Below are 17542 nucleotides of genomic sequence, written 5' to 3'. Positions count from 1 at the left end.
TGGCTTTCTTTTTTCCATAGTAACAAATAAGACTTATGAGACTGGATTTTAAACAGTGCATTGATTTTAATGGTATAAGCGCAATGAATGTTATACTTTTCCACATTATGTTGATAACCCTGTTGAAAAGCTGTTTAAAATAAAAGACACTGTTATTAACAGTACTTATTAACATTATGTTGATAACCCTTCTTTTTTTTTGCCTTCTTGCTCTTGTTCAACCAGATAATATATCCTGTAATTGGCAGGGAAGCACAAAAAAGACTGGCGATAAACGCGATAATCTTTGTTCCCATGCCGCCAATACTACCGGTGTGGATATCATAATTCAATGATCCCAGTTTATCACCAAAGCGTAAGTTCGCACCGGTTTTGATCTCTTTCAAATGGGCTTGTTTTCGGTCAAAATATAGCCAGTCAAAGACACCGCTTCGTTTTTCATACCGTCTGATCTGGATATCTACTTCCGGTTCCGTCTCTTTTTTCAGTCGGATGGAAAGCATTTCAGCCAGCGGATAATTTTTGAGACTATAGTGTAGCGCGTTGTCCTGCAATTTTTCGTACGGTAAGGGAATTGGTTTTGGGGCTGGTAGCACTGCAGGTGCGGCTTCCGGTTGAAAGAGGTTGAAGGTAGTGATATAGGTTTTTTTAAAAGCGGGGAATGCAAAAGCCAGGCCCGTCACAGCAAAGGCTAGTCCAAACAATAGACTGTAGAAGCCAATGACATTGTGCAGATCGTGGTTTAGCCGCTTCCATTTCACTTTCGTATCCAGCCAAAAGCTCCTGCGCAAATGTTTACCTTTCCATTTTTTCGGCCACCATAACACTATTCCACTCAATAAAATGACAAGAAATAATGCTGTGGACCAACTTACCAAGGCATGGCCATATTTTTTTCCCAGCAACAAATTGAGATGGAGCTGTAAGACCAGTTGGAAAAACTCTGTCTTTGTGTTTTCAACCTGTTGCACCTGACCTGTATAAGGATTGATGAATACCCTTTTATAATAGCGAAAGTAATTCCAATGGCCAAAGGCTGTCTCATCTGTTTTCATGGCACGAAATACCCAAGTTCGATCTTTTGCGGGATAGAGGTCTATACGGGAGATTTTCTGCCCCTTTTCAAGACTACTTTGCGCCTTGTTCAGTAGGGTGCTCAGGGGTAGTGGCTCCGAAGAGGTATTTACGTCGGCTATAAAATACTTTTCGGGATAAGCCCATAATTTGAGCTCATCCTGAAAGGTATATATACATCCTGTTAGACTTAAAATAAGTACAATGACGCCCGTTAGTATTCCGAGCCATTTATGTATCCAAAGTATGCTGGACTTGAGCATCTAAAATTTGTAATTGATATTAAAGGAAGCCATCATTCCCTGACCTTTGACGTAATCCTCATTTAGTGCACGGTATTGACTGACGACCGGATAGTAATTCTTATTGAAAAGGTTTTCGATACCCAGTCCCAATGACCATTGTTTATTGATCTGGTAATTTCCGTTTAGATTGAATAAATCAACAGATTTAACCGGCCCCTCACTGTTTTTGTAAATACCTTTTTCGTTTGGCATGAAACGGTCGCGAGCGCCAGTATGTACCCAAAACAGTTGGAAGGACAATGGCTTGATCGGGGTGTAATAGATATATCCCGTTGCTTTGACCGGAGCAATGCGTGAACCATTGAGGTAGGACTTTGTGCCATCCTCTTTCTTCGATTTCCCCTCCACATAGGCATATGTTCCGCCTATTGTGAATTGCGGGCTGATAGTTGCATTTAGGGCTACTTCATATCCATAAACATCTTCGGGAAGTCGTTGTGGCATTAGATAACCGCCTATATCTACAAGTTCCACGCCCATTTTTGAAGTGCTGTAATAGTAGGAAGCGGATAGTTGGAAAATACTGTAGTTGCTGGAAAATCCGACTTCATAGTTATTGGTAATGATGGGATCTGTTTTTAGACTATCCAGGTCATTGTCGGTTGCCCTGCGGACGATACGTCCAAGTTCATTGATGGCAAAACCCTGTGAAAAACTTATGAAAGGGTTAAAGAATGCATATTTATTGTAGCGAAGGCCTGCATTGAACGTAGCTCCTTTATACGGTATTTCACCGCCTTTGACAGCAATACTACCTTCATTATTCGGCCCGGTAGCAATGGTGTTAAAGTCTTTGATTTTGACGTTTGCATTTTCATAGCGGACGCCACCTTTGAAAATTAAATTTTCGAGGAAATCAATCTTTACTTGTGCATACGGCGCCACATTGAGCATATTCATATAAGGGATATAGACCCTTCCATCCGTCAGGTTTTGATCCGTGACATCATTCAGGAGATCAAGACCATAAGTAACATCCGCATTGGAACCAAATACTTGAAAAGGCGTGTTGAGATTGATGCGCAACCCTTTTTTCTCGGAGTTGATCTGTGTCTGGCCGGGTCCATACCATGCGGATGCTTTCTCCACATAGCGGTTCATGGATCGAAAGGTGTTGTAATAAGCCGATGCGACTAGCGAAGTTGACGCAAAAAGATTATTTTTGGTATACGTCAGCATTGCATTGTGGTTGTATGGCGTGCCGGCAGGTTTGCCGGGGTCGTCTCCTTTTACTCCTATTGTCGGCGATTGGCCATAGACACCCGTTTGGCTGATATACCGGTTGTGCTGATTGCTGCGATAGAAATTATATACAGCGGATAGATTGGAACTGCTATCAATCGTATAACCGAGTTTGAGGAATGCATTGTATTGATAGGTATTTGAAAGACCATCTGTCTGACCGAGGGCTATTCCATCACCATCGCGCTGAAGACCCACATAATCCGCTGATCCGCTAACGGTGTAATCCCACTTGTTTTTTCGGCCATACAATGTTTGGGCGGCGCGATAACCCAATGTTCCGGCACTGTTTATCGGATTGAAGGTTGTCCGCAGGCTGGTCATTCCTTGAATAGGGGCTGAATCTTTTGCCGGGTTGCGCGTGATGTAATTGATAATCCCACCCGCGGAGCCATTTCCATAAATGGAAGTTGCCCCTTTAATGACTTCTACGCGTTCAATAACACTGGGATCAATGGTGCGTAGGTCGCGCTGTCCATTCATTAAAGGTGTAGATTGTGGAATTCCATCTATTAGCACAAGCACAGACCGTCCACGTAAGGTCTGCCCCGAATTGGTAGCTTTATTCGTCGCTGTACCCAGTCCTGGAATTGTATTGCCAAGTATCGTTGAAAGATTGGTGCTGATCTGGCTCTGTGCCTCGATCTCTTTGGTGGTTAAGATGGATACAGAGGAGGGAACTGTCGATATGCTTTCGGCTTTACGACCGGCAGTAACAATGATCTCATCCAAAGTTTGCGTTGCGTTTAACTGAAATAAGATAGGACTGCTAACTGTATCTAAACGCACAGTTTTTTCAAGAGGAGAAAAACCGGTATAGGAAACACGGAATTGCAGCAGACTATCCGTTGGTAATTTACTGAGCTGAAATTGCCCGCGCTGATCGGAGTATCCAATGTTTTTTCCATTGAGTTTGATATTGGCCTGAGCGACGGGTTTATTTTCTGTATTTTTTACAAGGAGAGCGAATTCTTGTGCATGTAATTGCGTCCCGGGGAGGACGAGGGCTGCAGCTGCGAACATCATATAGCGTGTTCCGTTTTTCATTGTAGTTTATTTAGATCAAATATAAATTGATGCAAATATAGAATATTTATATTTTTTCAGCTTAAAAAAGAGCGCTTTTTTATCCAATTTTTTTGATCTATTCTGATTACTCCGGTAAAATCCATATTGACAAAGCGAAAAACCATGTGGAGCGCCTTTGTTGGAGGTTGACAATTTTAAGAATATGCTGGTTTGATGCTTATTACCTCGGGAACAAGAAGAGAAAAATACATATTTTGTTTACAATTTATTGATATAGGATAGCTATTTTAGCGGAGCATAATTCGATAATTAAAGGTAGATGACTTTTTCAGAATCCAATTGTATACGCTTGAAAGCAATTTCTGTCGTTCTATTATTATTTTTCCTCAGTTTTTTGGATAGCCCTGCTTTTGCCCAAGGCAATCACTGGCTGAATTTTGAATCCGCAGAAGCGATGCGAGCGCATTTTCGCTATGCTGAAGGAAAGAAAATAATAAGCGGCCATCGGGGCACGATAGAGGATGGCCTTCCTGAAAATTCGATAGCAGCTTTCGAGGCGGTGTTACGAAGAACCCCGGCTATATTTGAAATAGATCCGCGTTATACGAAAGATAGTGTTGCCGTATTACTGCATGATGCAAACCTGGAACGGGTGACCAATGGGGTGGGACGGGTATCAGACTACACTTGGGCTGAATTACGTAAACTTCGTCTGAAAGATCATGCTGGAAATATAACCAAATATCCTATTAATACCCTGGAGGAAGTGATAGCATGGGCCAAAGGGAAAACCATTTTAAATCTTGATAAGAAAGATTTGCCCTTGTCTGCAACCGCTGCCATAATACGGAAACATAAGGCCTATAGCTGGGTTTGGGTTACCGTACATAACGTTGAACAGGCGGCATACTATTTGGCTCAACATCCAGACCAGTACATGTCTATGCATATCAAAGATCAGTCTGCCTTAGCTAAATATCAAGCTTCAGGTTTGCCTTATGACCGAATGATTGTCTACATAGGGCCCGAGCTCAAAGAATCGAATACAGAAATGTACCGCTTTTTTAATGCAAAGGGAGTCATGTGCATGATCTCCTCGGCCTCAACTTATGATAAGCTTCCAGAAAAGGATGAGCGTCAGAAAAAATACCGGGCGATATTTGCCGAGGGCGCATCTATTCTTGAATCTGATTTACCAATGGAGGTGGCAGATGCAATAAATTAATCCAACTCGACGTTATCAGCCAGAAAATTAAAGTAATTTGGAGATTCCTCTTCAAAAATTTCCTTTCCTTCCATCATATAGGCGCGAAGAAGATATTCCTGCGCAGATTCCATTTGCGCTGTCTCCAGGTAACACTGTCCTAATCGCAGCATGATAAATGGATTCTCGTAAGCATTTTCTATAATATTGCTTTTGGCATTCTCAAAGTGGGCGAGCGCATTTTGGAAATCATCCTGTAAGAAATAAGCATCCCCGATTGAAGCTTCCAGCCAAAGACTTTCGGCGTGGACATTTTGTGGAGCAGGGACGAGATTGAGCGCCTCTGTCCATACCCTGATCGCTTCAGGAAAATTCTCTTCATCGCAATAGGCATTGCCTTCTTCACTCAGTTGGTCGATTTTATCTAATGTTTGATCATCCATGGCATTCTTTCTTAATGGTCTTTACGAAGTTATGAAATAAATAAAAAAAAACACCTGAAATCTTAAACTTCAGGTGTTTAAATATATTGAAAATACTTTTTTATTTATTCCACCATACTTTGGTGTTGATCACATCGTCTCCCTGTTGCGCAAGGGCTGCCTGATAATTTGCTTTATTGGTGCTTTGTTCCTTTAATGGATAAACAAAACGGCTGGGTATTTCTTTTCCCACTTCTGGTGTAAAGTAATAGGTGACAGTTTCACCATTAATAGTCCCTGTCCAAAGTGCGTCGCCTGCTTTTGTCAGGAATAATGGATATCCAGTTCTTCTGATCTCTGACCACGCTTCAACACCTTGGTTGAAAAGTGCCAGGTATTTCTGAGTTAGCACGTGCTCTTTGTTCGCCGCAGGAAGTTCGCTGACATAGGCTGTGATATCGGCTTGTGGGACACCCCATTTTTCCAAAGAGGCTCTTATGCCTTTTTCATAATTGACTTGATCCCAGTTGTTATTTTCGGCTTGGATAAATGCTACTTCTGCGTATTCCATAAGAACTTCGCCATAGTCTGCCGCATTGATCAGGTCACTTGGCAAGGATATTTTATCGACCGGAAACAGATTTCCGGCAGCTAAAGGCAGGCCGTAGGGCTGGCCTATAAATTTTCCATCTGCGGCTGTTGGCTTGGCAAATTTGGCTAACCTTGGATCGACGATTTTAAAAGGACCACGCGTACCTTGAAGGGTTTTAATAAGAACATCGGAGATCGCGAAATCTTTCCGGTTAGCAGTTACAGTAGCGCGGAACAAAGGTGCTTCGTTGGGTGAGGTTTTCGAATATTTGAATACAGCGTTGTCACTATTGGACGTAAAAACTCCTTTTGCCAGTGCATCTGCAATATGTGCTGTAGCTAAAGCGGCATCTTTGATCTTGATACGATTGGCTACCCGTAAGCGGAGGGAATTGGCAAATTTTGCCCAGTTTGCATTAGACCCTTTATAGATAATATCGGCGCCGCCGAAAGTTTTATCCGATGAATATTTGAGCAGGGTATCCGCTGCCTGTTGAAGTTCGTTGAGAATATCCTTATAGATTTTTTCCTGACTCGCATATTTGGGTGTAAGATTGTCCGGATCCTGCTGTAAAGCTTCGAAATCAGGATCTTTATTACCATAAGACTCATAGGGGATATTGCCAAAGACATCGGTCAATGACTGAAAAGCATAAGATTTAAGAATTCTTACAATGGCAATTTGATTGGCATTTGTGCCGGCTGTCCCTGCTGTGGCGATTGCTCTGGTGCTTTCATCCGTATTGAGTTTGATAATATCATTTAAATTGTTCAATGCTTTGTAAGTTGCCGTCCAGTAGTTGTCGGAATAACTCTGATCTATTCTGTAGCGGGATTGGTCAGTATAAATATTCTGACTAAAATATTGAGCAAATAATTGCGCCCCTCGAAGACTAATCTCTTCACTCCGTAAGGCATTGACCAACTGTTTCTCCGCTGTTACCAATAAGGTAGGCGTTGGAACTGAAGCCGGACGATTGGGATCAGTATTAATCTCTGCAAATTTAGCTTTGGAACACGAAGATGCAAAAAGTGAGATGCCGATCGCTCCTGTATATAGTATATTTAATAATTTCATTTTTTTAGAATTTAAGATTCACATTAAAACCATAGGTAACAGGCAACGGAATAGCGCCGCCTTCGATACCCTGTACATTACCACCACTGGAGGTAAATTCAGGATCAATGTATTTACTTTTGGTATAGATATTCCAAAGGTTACGGCCATAGACACTAACGCCGATATTCTTAATAACTTTGACATTGGCTAGTTTGAAATTATAGCCTAAAGTGACTTCCCTGAGTTTAACGTATGTTGCATCGAAAATGGAAAAGGTTGTAGGTCCATTGTATTCATTGCGCGACCACTGCTGTGCATCAATATTGGTTGTGTTTGGCGTAATATTTTTGACATCGTAGGTTCCGTCACTGTGAAAGGTAACATCCCCTTTAACACCATCGAGTACAATACCTGTTTCACGGATATTATTGGCAGCTGTTTTGTCCAGAATACCGGAATACATACCGACCTTATAGGTTTGGGAGAAGAATTTACCTCCTACACGGCCAGAAACCAAAAAGCCGAGGGCAAAGTTTTTATAGCGGAAGCTGTTTTGGATGCCAAAGGTGAAATCAGGCAGAATAGAGCCAAGAGGAACCAATTGGGAGGTCTTCATATAGGTACTATTCTTAATTAATTTGCCATCTTTATCTTGCGTATCTTTTTCTAGTACACGTTGTCCATCCGGGGCATACACAAAGTCATTACCAAGGAACTGGCCATAGGATTCCCCTTCACGAGCGACCAATTGGATCAGTGAACTGCTTAAGCTTAATGTATTCACTTGATCGTCTAATTTGACCACTTTGTTTTTGTTCTTCGCCCAATTGATTGTTGCGTCCCAGGAAAAGTTTTCATTTTTGATTGGTGTGCCGTTAAGCACAATTTCAATGCCTTTATTGTTGATTCTACCCGCATTAAGCCATTTGCCTTCGTATCCAAAAGAAGACGATACCGGTACAGCCAGAATTTGGTTTCTTGAGTTGTTATTATAATAGGTCAGATCCAGGCCTAATCTGTTTTTGAATAATTGGAGGTTGATACCAGTTTCCCACGAACTTGTTCGTTCTGGAAGCAGGTTGTTGTTTGGTTTGATAGGTGGTAATGTATAGGAAGGACTACCTTCAAAAGGCTGATCCGGGTTATAAGCCTTAGCCAACTGGTAAGGATCTGTATCATTTCCAACATCGGACCAGCCTAATCGCAGTTTACCAAAGCTTAACCAGGATAAGTTTTTGAAAGCTGCTAAATTGCTGAATAGAAAGCTTCCTGCCACGGATGGATAAACATAAGACCAGTTAGAAGTAGGAAGAGTGGAAGACCAGTCGTTTCGAATGGTGGCATCGATATAAAGCAGGTCATTATAGCCCAACGACACACTGCCGAAAACCGACGCGATCCGTTTATGATAACTGAAATTATCGACCTTGATCGCACTTGCATTTTTGAGGTTATAGTAATTAGGGATAATCAGTCCGCCTTGTGTAATCGCATAATTGTTTTGAGATTTCTTATCTCTGATATTCCCGCCGGCGAAAGCAATGAGTGAAAATTTATCCCAATTTTTTTTGGCTGTTGCAATAAACTCGTAATTATATTCATTGAGCTTATTGTTTGTTTCTTCGTATTGTGAAGCGCTGCGTGAATATACAGCAATGCGATCCTGTGCTTGGAATGAATAGATATCGCCATGAACTTTCGCTCCCAGCGTTAACCACTTGTTGACAGCATACTCTGCGCCAATATTTCCATAGAAACGGTCCCTGCTATCTTCCATATACGATTCATAGGCTGACCAATAGGGGTTATCGATAAAACGTGTTGCCTCGGCAGCGGGTGTATTTTGCCAGCCGGTACGATTCCACGCTAGTGGCGTTCCATCTGCCCGTTTGTAATTTTCCAGTATTTTGTAGTCGACTTGAACGGCTCCCCATTGAAATGCTTCAAGGATAATATTTCGGTTAGAAGCGCCGGTCCAGGGACGTCCCAGTGCGGAACTGCGGATATAATTAAAGGTCGAGTTGATTTTTAATTTTCCTAATTGGGTGCCCCCCGAAAAATTAAAAGCATTGCGATGTAAATTTGAATTCGGAGTAGTGCCGGTTACATTTTTGTTTGTGTAAGAAAAACGATAATTGGTATTTCCGCTATTTCCGGCAATTGCGAAATTATTTGTGTTGGCAACTCCGGTTCTAAAGAAATAGCTGACGTCATTTTTTGGATAGAGCCAGGGTGAAGGCTTTAGGTAGTTAGCCTCATCTTCGGGATTGAGGTTGTACCACTGTAAAACTGGTGTGCCATCCAATTTTGGTCCCCAGCTCTCATCGGCGGCATAGTCTACGATCTTATAATCGGTACCAGCAATATTCTGTGTTTGAAAGCTGGTCGAATAGCCCTGTCCGTAGAGATGCTGTCTTTTTGGAAGACGGACAATATTTTCGAAATCGATTCCTGTATTTAAGGAAATTTCCACTTTCTCACCTTTTGAAGCGCGCTTAGTCGTAATCATGATAACGCCATTTGCGGCTCTGGAGCCATACAATGCTGCCGCTGTCGCTCCTTTCAGGACAGAGATGTTTTCAATGTCATCCGGATTAAGGTCCTGTATCATGTTTCCGACATCTTTTCCGGCACTTCCATTGATCGTTGAAGTTGAATTGAAATCCGTGTTATCGATAGGCGTACCATCAACGACATAGAGCGGTTGGTTATTTCCCGCAATTGAATTGATACCCCGAAGCGAAACGTGGGAGGATCCGCCCATGTTGCCACCGGATGTCGTCACTTGAAGACCTGCGACTTTTCCGGAAAGCGCACTGAGTGCATTGGTAGGACGTGTTTGAAGCTCAGTAGATTTGACTTCTTGGACGGCATAGCCTAATGATTTCTTTTCGCGCGAAATACCCAGGGCGGTTACAACAACTTCATCCAATTGGGAACTCGTCGGAGAAAGTTGAATTGTGGTAAGTCCGCTGGGATTGGTTTGGACAGTTTTGGAATCAAAACCAATGTATTGGACTTGGATACTGATAGAATTACCGTTTGACGGCAATTCAAATAGGCCATTTGCATCCGTTTGTACCTGTTTCTTACTTGTTATTTCTGTAATCGTTGCTCCTTGAATAGGGGCGTTGTTATTGTCGACTACTTTTCCTTTTATGGTGGATTGAGCGTATAGCGTGCCAGTGCTTAAGCATAGCGCTGCCAGTACGACAAAATCTAGGTTGTTTTTTGCCATATTAATTTAGTAATAATAATGAGTGGATCTTTTTGTTTGTGGTTATAGGAGATTGTTTGAATTTATCTGAAAAACATCTCCTAGAAGCATTCGTTTTACAGGTATATGTATTGCACTGATTTTCATGTGTTAAAAAATGTTAATGCAAATATATAAAATCCACCTGATAACTATACTTTATTTTTTATTTTTTTGTAATTCTTTGGTCAGAATGCACAGAATAAACATGTCAGCTTTTGGTTGAGTATTGTAAATACGCACAAAGCAGCTTCTTCGTATAGATCAGGTATTTATAGCGTTCATGAAATATTGCTTGGTATAGAAGTCAATGCTTAAGCCGTGCGTTCTTATTGCTGCGCAACTGTTTATTTTATAAGGTGGAGACTAGGTATGATCATGAAAATACAGCGGAAGAGGGAATTTCCTTGTGGATTACAAGTACGAAGGCCTGAAATAAGACAGGGTATCTCGTTTATGGATACCCTGTGTTTCTTTTATCAGTCAATGTCTACTTTATAAATTGTTTCGGCTTCTTTATCATCAAATTGCCGGATTTGTTCCATAAGTTTCTGTTTCATGCGGGCAACTATGCGTTGATAGCTGGGATCGTTATAAACATTTTGAAGTTCATTCGGGTCTTTTTGGAGGTCGAAGAGTTCCCAGCTTTCAACACGTTTATAATACCGGATCAGCTTGTAGCGATCATCTCTAACGCCGAAATGGGGGCTCACCGCATGTTCACCATTTTCAAAATAATGATAATATAGGTCTTTGCGATGTTCTTCTTTTGTATTTTTTAGGACATGAACAAATGATTTTCCCTGCATATCACTAGGTTTTTTGATGCTTGCCAGCTCGAGGAGGGTGGGGGCGATATCAGCGTTTACCAGCTTTGCGTCGATTTTTGTCGCAGGTTTAATCAATGGGGGATAGCGCATTAACATAGGAGTGCGGAAAGACTCTTCATACATCCAGCGTTTATCAAACCAACCATGTTCACCCATATAGAAGCCCTGATCCGAAAGATAGATCACGATGGTGTTTTGACTGAGTGATTTCTGATCCAGATAGTCCAATACTTTGCCTATGTTGCGGTCCATGGATTGAGCAGTGTTGAGATAATCGATCATATAACGTTTATACTTCCATTCCGCAAGCTGTTTTCCAGTCAATTTACTGTTTTTAAGCTGTTCGTAGATTGGCCGATAATAGGCAATATAACGATCTTTTTGCTCTTGGTTCATGCGTTTAAAATTTCCATCGTTTATCATATCTTCCAAGGAGTTGAACATCTTGAGATCATAGGCCATCTTCATATCTTTGTCAATGGACATTTCCTGTAACGCGGCAGCTTGTCTGCTTTGATAATTATCGTAAAATGTGGATGGAATAGTAAAATTCATGGCGTCATAGGCGCCAAAGTCCTTTGGATCGGGCATCCATGTGCGATGAGTTGCTTTATGACCGATGACCAGACAGAAGGGTTTACTGGAATCTAGCGTATCCAGCCAATTGATCGATTTTTCCGTCACGATATCTGAAACATATCCTTCCGTGTGCTTGCGCCCTTGTTTGCTGATGAAATCTGGATTGAAGTAGGTGCCCTGACCCACGAGAATATCATAATAATTGAACCCTTGAAGTTTTTCCCCTAGATGAATCTTGCCTACCCAGGCTGTTTGGTAGCCCACCTGTTGTAACTGCTTGACAAATAAATCCTGATTGAAGTCAAATTCGGAAGTTTCATTGTCCTTAAATCCATTCTTGTGGCTATACTTGCCTGTCAATAGGGTGGCTCTGGCTGGGCCACAGATGGAGTTGTTCACATAGGCATGGTTGAAAAGTGCTCCTTCAGTCGCAATACGATCAATGTGTGGCGTTTTGGCATAAGCTGATCCATAGGCACTAATGGTCTGATAGGCATGATCGTCTGATATAATGATCACGATGTTAGGCCTGTTTTGCCCCAGTACCTGGCTGCATATGCCCCATAGTATAAGTGCTAAGCAGATAGACGTAAATTTCATTGTAATAATGGTTTTGTCGTTGATTATGTTATTCTCTCTTTAAAGATAGAAGATTATTCTATTTTTATAATTAAAAAGTGAGAGGTAAATATGAGGAATACAAGTTGGACCCGAATGAGAAATGTAGTATTGACTACAATATTTGCAGGATTGTATATCTGTGCAGGAGCACAGGAGGTAAATGTTTTTGTATCCGGTGAAGGTGGTTATAAAAGCTATCGAATACCGGCCATTGTCAAAGATAAACAAGGCCGATTATTTGCATTTGCCGAGGGAAGGGTGGATCATGCGGGGGATTTTGGGAATGTAGATATTGTTTATAAAATCAGCCCGGACAATGGTAAAACCTGGGGACCACTGCATGTCGCCGTTGACAATGATAATTTGCAGGTCGGAAACCCTGCTCCCCTGGTGGACTTGTTAGATCCGACATATCCGCAGGGACGATTGTTACTTTTTTACAATACCGGTAATAATCACGAAGCAGAAGTGCGTAAAGGGAATGGTTTGCGCGAGTGCTGGTCTGTTAGTTCTACGGATGGTGGTAAAACCTGGTCCGATCCACAGAACATTACACTGCAAACCCATCGTCCCAATCAACCTTCCGTGAATGCAGCATATGCTTTTCATGAGGACTGGCGCGCATATGCAAATACCCCAGGGCATGCATTGCAATTCGATTCTGGTCAATATAAAGGACGGATCTATATTCCTGCGAATCATTCAGAAGGGAATCCTAAAGAGCATGGCAGGGATTATTTTGCCCATTCTTACTACTCGGACGACCACGGTAAAACATTCAAGATAGGGAAGAGTGTGAAATTTGAGGGATCAAACGAAACGATGGCTGCTCAGATCTCTGCAACTGGACTGTATATGAATTCCCGCAATCAACAAGGTAATGTGAAAGAACGAATTGTGTCGTATTCGACCGACGGCGGAGTAACCTGGGACACGACCTATTACGATAAAAACCTACCCGATCCCGTCAATCAGGGTTCTGTGCTTTCTTGGCAGGGGAAAGGCGGATACCAATTAGCTGTTTGCAATGCTGCCACGTCGGATAGAAGAGACAATCTGACGCTTCGGTTGAGTAAGGACCAGGGGAAAACCTGGTATTTCAATCGAGTTGTTGCCAAAGCTCCCGAGGGTGTAAAAGGTGACTATGCGGCCTATTCAGATTTAGTGCTTTTGAATAAAAATAAAATCGGGGTTTTATTCGAAAAGGAGAATTACCAAAAGATTGTGTTTGTGCCGGTAAAACTCCAATAGCTCTTGTTGCCCAAAAACGATTTTTACGCATATTGGTTCTACACCGCTGTTGATGCTTAAATATATAATAAACAGGGAGGACACAATGGATTTTATTTTCAACTGACAAACTTGGATATAAGTTTATGACGGAATAAATTTTTTGTTTGGAATGGACGAGAAATGAGGGGGATGAAATAAGGGGGTATATATCAAAAAAAACACCTGAAGTGGGGAACCTCAGGTGTTTAACCTAACCAATTATTAACCTAAATTTATGAAAAGTATACTTTTTAAAGTATAGGAAATTATGTTCAATATCCATGCCATTTCGTTTGTATATCTGGAGCTATTTTTCTTTTGTGTTATTTTTGTTACAAAAATATCCTGTATTTTTGTTTTCGCTATATGTTTTTGACTAAAATCTATTGTTTGGGATAATTAATACATTATTCGGACTTACTGCTGTGCGCAAGATACAAATGAAATTTAGGTCAAACAGAATAGGGACATTTTAGGGAAGTTGGTTATAAGGAGCGGCAAGTGAAATAATAAGAAATACATCCTTGTTCAATAAAAACAAGGATGAGTAGATCGGCTAGAAATATAGTCGAAACAATTCGTTCCATTCGGCATCTAGGTTACCTGCATATACAGGTTGCCGTGCCCGATTATACCAATAGCGGGCATTCCAGAGATCTCCTTCTTTGCGGTGAAGGTACGCATGTACATGTGCGGCTTCTATATCATCCAATTGATCAATGAGATCATGTGCAGTTTTCCAATCTCCTTTTTTATCATACCATAATGATTTTTGGACGGCAGACCAGTGATGAATAGGACTGTCGAATAATTGAAACTCTTCTATTGTCATCTTGTTAATTTGTTAATTCTTTACTCCAGATTTCATAAATATTATCTCCTTTTGAGCTCTTTCCACTGTGATGCCATTTGTTGTCATCCAGTTTTCCGTTAAAGTGGAGCTCTTGACCGACTCTCGTATTATCCCTCGAAAAGAACAGTATTTTCTCTGTGTAACGATTGCCTTTGAAACTATAGTATCCTCCTCCTGTTCCATAAAATCCTTTTTGGGCCGGATTAATGGCAATCCATTGAAAGTACCCGTCAACCAGGATCTTTATTGTTTTGCGGTCTGCTTTTGGAATCTCATGCATTTTAGCTTCTTGCTGCCTGCCCGTAATTCTCCATAAAGCATCTAAATCTTGGGCGATGGTCGTCTGCCTTTTGAAAATTCGCTCGGAGTCCGGTGTCTTTATTTGGATCGCGTCATTTTGTGTTTTAAAGTAAAGATTGGCTGTCTTCCCAATATGGGTCGAATCTTTTGTGTCATATTCGATCGTAATGCTGGTATTATTGCCTTGTTGTTGTATGGGGCCACCCCAGGTATAACCAAATTGCTTTTTGCTTTCATCATAGGCTATGAAGGAGAGGTAATGATCTTTGATCAAAATTAAGTTTTTGTTGGTACCTGCCGTGGAAATATACGCACCATCAGCAAGTTGTGCCTTAGCTTGGAAATGTACCGCTACAAGTGATAAGCACAATAGTAAAATGCAGTTTCTCATAACAAATCAAAACATGTGTCTTTTAAAGATACGAAATAAAAGTGTTGGACTTTCTATATTAAGTATTATAATAACCAATGCATACGGATTGATTTAAATGGAATGAGCCCGATAGGATACCGAGCTCATTATATCAAAAAAACTGCGTAATTTAGTCCAACTTATTGGGGTCAGTCCAAAAATCAGCCTTCAATTAATCGTAGGATTTATTTGAATTTACTTGCCAATGCGGCTAGCTTACTCGCCATGTCTGTTTCTGGTTCCGCTTGCCGTTTGCCCTCATTTCGCTTATTCTTGGACAGAACAGGTTTTTCATCTGTTTTCATCGATAGGGCAATGCGGTTACGTTTCTCATCCACTTCGGTCACCGTCACCGTTACATGCTGCTGCACTTTGACTACCTCATGCGGATCCGAGATATAGCGGTTGGAGAGTTGGCTCAGGTGTACTAAGCCATCTTGATGCACACCAATATCCACAAAAGCGCCAAAGTTGGTAATATTGGTTACGATACCAGGGAGTTTCATGCCTATACGTAAATCGCCAATGCTATTGACGCCCTCAGTGAATGAAAATGCTTCAAACTTTTCCCTGGGATCAAGACCAGGTTTGGCCAGCTCGTTAAGGATATCATTTAATGTGGGAAGTCCCACTTCCGCAGTGATATAGTTTTTCAACGGAATGGATTTTCTTAATTCAGCATCTTTGAGCAAGTCTTCTACTTTTTTACCCAAATCTTTCGCCATTTGCTCAACCAATGCATACCGTTCAGGGTGTACTGCGGATGAATCCAATGGATTGGCGGCATTTCGTATCCGAAGGAAACCTGCAGCCTGTTCAAAGGCTTTATCTCCAAGGCGAGGTACTTTTTTCAATTCACGGCGCGAAGAAAAAGGTCCGTTTTCATTTCTATATTTAATAATCTGCTGGGCTAGAGCTGGACCTAAACCAGAGACGTAGGATAAAATCTGTTTTGAAGCAGTATTCAGTTCCACACCTACCGCATTGACACAACTGATGACGGTATCGTCCAAGGATGTCTGTAGTTTGTTTTGGTCTACATCATGTTGGTACTGACCGACACCAATTGACTTGGGATCAATTTTAACCAGTTCGGCCAATGGATCCATTAATCTTCTTCCGATCGATACTGCACCACGTACAGTAATATCGTGGTCTGGAAACTCTTCACGCGCAGTTTCAGATGCAGAATAGATAGAAGCTCCACTTTCATTAACCATGACAATGGTAACATTGTTAAGTCCCAGTTTTCTCACAAAATCTTCGGTTTCACGTCCTGCAGTTCCATTACCAATGGCAATGGCTTGGATGTCATATTTGGAAACCAGATAGGTAATCGTTTTTTGCGCTTCAGCGAGCCCATTTGCACCATTATGTAGGAAAATTGCCGTGTTTTCCTTTAGCTGGCCCTGCTCATCCAATACAACGGTTTTACATCCGGTTCGGAATCCCGGGTCTATCGCGAGCAATCTTTTTTGTCCCAATGGAGCCGCTAAAAGTAACTGACGAACATTGTCCGCAAAAACTTTGATCGCTTCTTCATCCGCCTTTTGACGGGTCAACACGCGGATTTCCGTTTCCATGGAAGGTTTCAATAATCGCTTGTAGCTATCAGTCAATGCCAATTTCACCTGTGCTGCGGCAGCGTTGGAAGCTTTGATGTAGAGTGATTCAATGGCTGGAAGGATGTTGTCTTCATTGATATCGATATCCAAATAAAGTAATTCTTCTTTTTCACCGCGGCGCATAGCTAAAACGCGGTGTGAAGGAGCGTCTTTTAACGGCTCCGACCATTCGTAATAATCTTTGTATTTAATTGCTGCTTCTTCTTTTCCGGGGACCACTCTCGATACAAATTCTGCCTTTTCCAGAAATATGGCTCTTGATTTGGATCGTACTGTCACATCTTCGGCAATAATTTCAGCAATGATGTCCCTTGCTCCAGCTAAGGCTTCCTCACTGTTGCTGACACCTTTTTCGGGGTCTATTAACGAACTTGCGAGGGGCATAAAATCTGTTTTGTCCTGTGCCAAGAGAAGGTCGGCCAGAGGCTGTAGACCTTTTTCGCGGGCAACACTGGCTCTTGTTTTGCGTTTTGGTTTGTACGGAAGGTAGATATCTTCCAGATTTGCCATCGTCTCGGCTGACATTATCTGTTGTTCAAGTTCAGGTGTTAGTTTTCCCTGATCATTGATGGATTTTAAAACAGCTTCTTTACGTTTATCCAGGTCCTTGAGCTGTTGGGATCGGTCTCTGATGTTTGTAATCTGTACTTCGTCAAGACTACCGGTCATTTCTTTCCGGTAACGGGAGATAAATGGAACCGTAGCACCTTCTTCCAATAGTTGAATTGTGGTGCGAACTTGTTTTTCGCTTATGGATAGCTCGTTAGCAATGGTAATTTCGTGTGATAATAAGCTCATTGTGGGTTTTACTTAAAAAGGAAAGCTGTTGAATGGTTATTCAACAGCTCTATGAAATAGCTGATTATA

The 17542-nt window shown here is 41.6% G+C and carries 11 protein-coding genes; 2 read left to right on the top strand and 9 right to left on the bottom strand.

Features of this window, described 5'->3' with window-relative positions:
* Positions 1-155 precede the first annotated feature (155 nt).
* Together ABDW32_RS19975 and ABDW32_RS19970 are read right to left on the bottom strand one after the other, a co-directional pair.
* Positions 156-1337 (bottom strand): PepSY-associated TM helix domain-containing protein, encoded by a 1182-nt coding sequence (locus ABDW32_RS19975; protein ID WP_343565598.1) that lies wholly within the window; start codon positions 1335-1337, stop codon positions 156-158.
* Positions 1338-3668, bottom strand: coding sequence for a TonB-dependent receptor (locus tag ABDW32_RS19970; RefSeq protein WP_343565597.1), 2331 nt, complete (start codon positions 3666-3668; stop codon positions 1338-1340).
* Between the two features lie 301 nt (positions 3669-3969).
* Here ABDW32_RS19970 and ABDW32_RS19965 point away from each other — a divergent pair, with 301 nt between their 5' ends.
* Entirely contained in the window at positions 3970-4875 is a 906-nt protein-coding gene (locus tag ABDW32_RS19965; RefSeq protein ID WP_343565596.1) for a glycerophosphodiester phosphodiesterase family protein, read from the top strand.
* Here ABDW32_RS19965 and ABDW32_RS19960 read toward each other — a convergent pair.
* The 4 genes from ABDW32_RS19960 to ABDW32_RS19945 form a co-directional block, all read right to left on the bottom strand.
* Complete coding sequence (locus ABDW32_RS19960; protein ID WP_343565595.1) at positions 4872-5297, bottom strand: tetratricopeptide repeat protein; 426 nt, start codon at positions 5295-5297, stop codon at positions 4872-4874. The two genes, ABDW32_RS19965 and ABDW32_RS19960, sit on opposite strands and share 4 nt — an antisense overlap.
* A 100-nt stretch (positions 5298-5397) precedes the next feature.
* Positions 5398-6945 (bottom strand): SusD/RagB family nutrient-binding outer membrane lipoprotein, encoded by a 1548-nt coding sequence (locus ABDW32_RS19955; protein ID WP_343565594.1) that lies wholly within the window; start codon positions 6943-6945, stop codon positions 5398-5400.
* A 4-nt stretch (positions 6946-6949) separates the two neighbouring features.
* Complete coding sequence (locus tag ABDW32_RS19950) at positions 6950-10165, bottom strand: SusC/RagA family TonB-linked outer membrane protein (RefSeq protein ID WP_343565593.1); 3216 nt, start codon at positions 10163-10165, stop codon at positions 6950-6952.
* Positions 10166-10662: 497 nt separating this feature from the next.
* Entirely contained in the window at positions 10663-12192 is a 1530-nt protein-coding gene (locus tag ABDW32_RS19945; RefSeq protein WP_343565592.1) for a sulfatase, read from the bottom strand.
* A 90-nt stretch (positions 12193-12282) separates the two neighbouring features.
* On the opposite strand from ABDW32_RS19945, the gene ABDW32_RS19940 reads away from it, so the two are divergent.
* Complete coding sequence (locus tag ABDW32_RS19940; protein WP_343565591.1) at positions 12283-13464, top strand: sialidase family protein; 1182 nt, start codon at positions 12283-12285, stop codon at positions 13462-13464.
* Between the two features lie 577 nt (positions 13465-14041).
* On the opposite strand, the gene ABDW32_RS19935 is transcribed toward ABDW32_RS19940, so the two are convergent.
* The 3 genes from ABDW32_RS19935 to ABDW32_RS19925 all read right to left on the bottom strand — a co-directional run bounded on the left by ABDW32_RS19935 (position 14042) and on the right by ABDW32_RS19925 (position 17473).
* A complete protein-coding gene (locus ABDW32_RS19935) occupies positions 14042-14317 on the bottom strand; it encodes a hypothetical protein (RefSeq protein WP_343565589.1) in 276 nt (91 codons plus the stop codon).
* A 4-nt stretch (positions 14318-14321) separates the two neighbouring features.
* Positions 14322-15029, bottom strand: coding sequence for a hypothetical protein (locus ABDW32_RS19930; RefSeq protein ID WP_343565587.1), 708 nt, complete (start codon positions 15027-15029; stop codon positions 14322-14324).
* A 206-nt stretch (positions 15030-15235) separates the two neighbouring features.
* Complete coding sequence (locus ABDW32_RS19925; RefSeq protein ID WP_343565585.1) at positions 15236-17473, bottom strand: Tex family protein; 2238 nt, start codon at positions 17471-17473, stop codon at positions 15236-15238.
* Between the last annotated feature and the right edge of the window lie 69 nt (positions 17474-17542).

The sequence above is a fragment of the Sphingobacterium sp. genome, assembly GCF_039596235.1.
GTDB lineage: Bacteria > Bacteroidota > Bacteroidia > Sphingobacteriales > Sphingobacteriaceae > Sphingobacterium.
Note: the sequence above shows the minus strand (reverse complement) of the source record. Positions and strands in the feature narration are given on the sequence as shown.

Bases quoted from the DNA above. Each gene is read 5' to 3' on its own strand.
- ABDW32_RS19925 (WP_343565585.1), bottom strand. From the start codon at position 17,473: ATGAGCTTATTATCACACGAAATTACCATTGCTAACGAGCTATCCATA.
- ABDW32_RS19960 (WP_343565595.1), bottom strand. From the start codon at position 5,297: ATGGATGATCAAACATTAGATAAAATCGACCAACTGAGTGAAGAAGGC.
- ABDW32_RS19945 (WP_343565592.1), bottom strand. From the start codon at position 12,192: ATGAAATTTACGTCTATCTGCTTAGCACTTATACTATGGGGCATATGC.
- ABDW32_RS19950 (WP_343565593.1), bottom strand. From the start codon at position 10,165: ATGGCAAAAAACAACCTAGATTTTGTCGTACTGGCAGCGCTATGCTTA.
- ABDW32_RS19930 (WP_343565587.1), bottom strand. From the start codon at position 15,029: ATGAGAAACTGCATTTTACTATTGTGCTTATCACTTGTAGCGGTACAT.
- ABDW32_RS19965 (WP_343565596.1), top strand. From the start codon at position 3,970: ATGACTTTTTCAGAATCCAATTGTATACGCTTGAAAGCAATTTCTGTC.
- ABDW32_RS19940 (WP_343565591.1), top strand. From the start codon at position 12,283: ATGAGGAATACAAGTTGGACCCGAATGAGAAATGTAGTATTGACTACA.
- ABDW32_RS19955 (WP_343565594.1), bottom strand. From the start codon at position 6,945: ATGAAATTATTAAATATACTATATACAGGAGCGATCGGCATCTCACTT.
- ABDW32_RS19970 (WP_343565597.1), bottom strand. From the start codon at position 3,668: ATGAAAAACGGAACACGCTATATGATGTTCGCAGCTGCAGCCCTCGTC.
- ABDW32_RS19975 (WP_343565598.1), bottom strand. From the start codon at position 1,337: ATGCTCAAGTCCAGCATACTTTGGATACATAAATGGCTCGGAATACTA.
- ABDW32_RS19935 (WP_343565589.1), bottom strand. From the start codon at position 14,317: ATGACAATAGAAGAGTTTCAATTATTCGACAGTCCTATTCATCACTGG.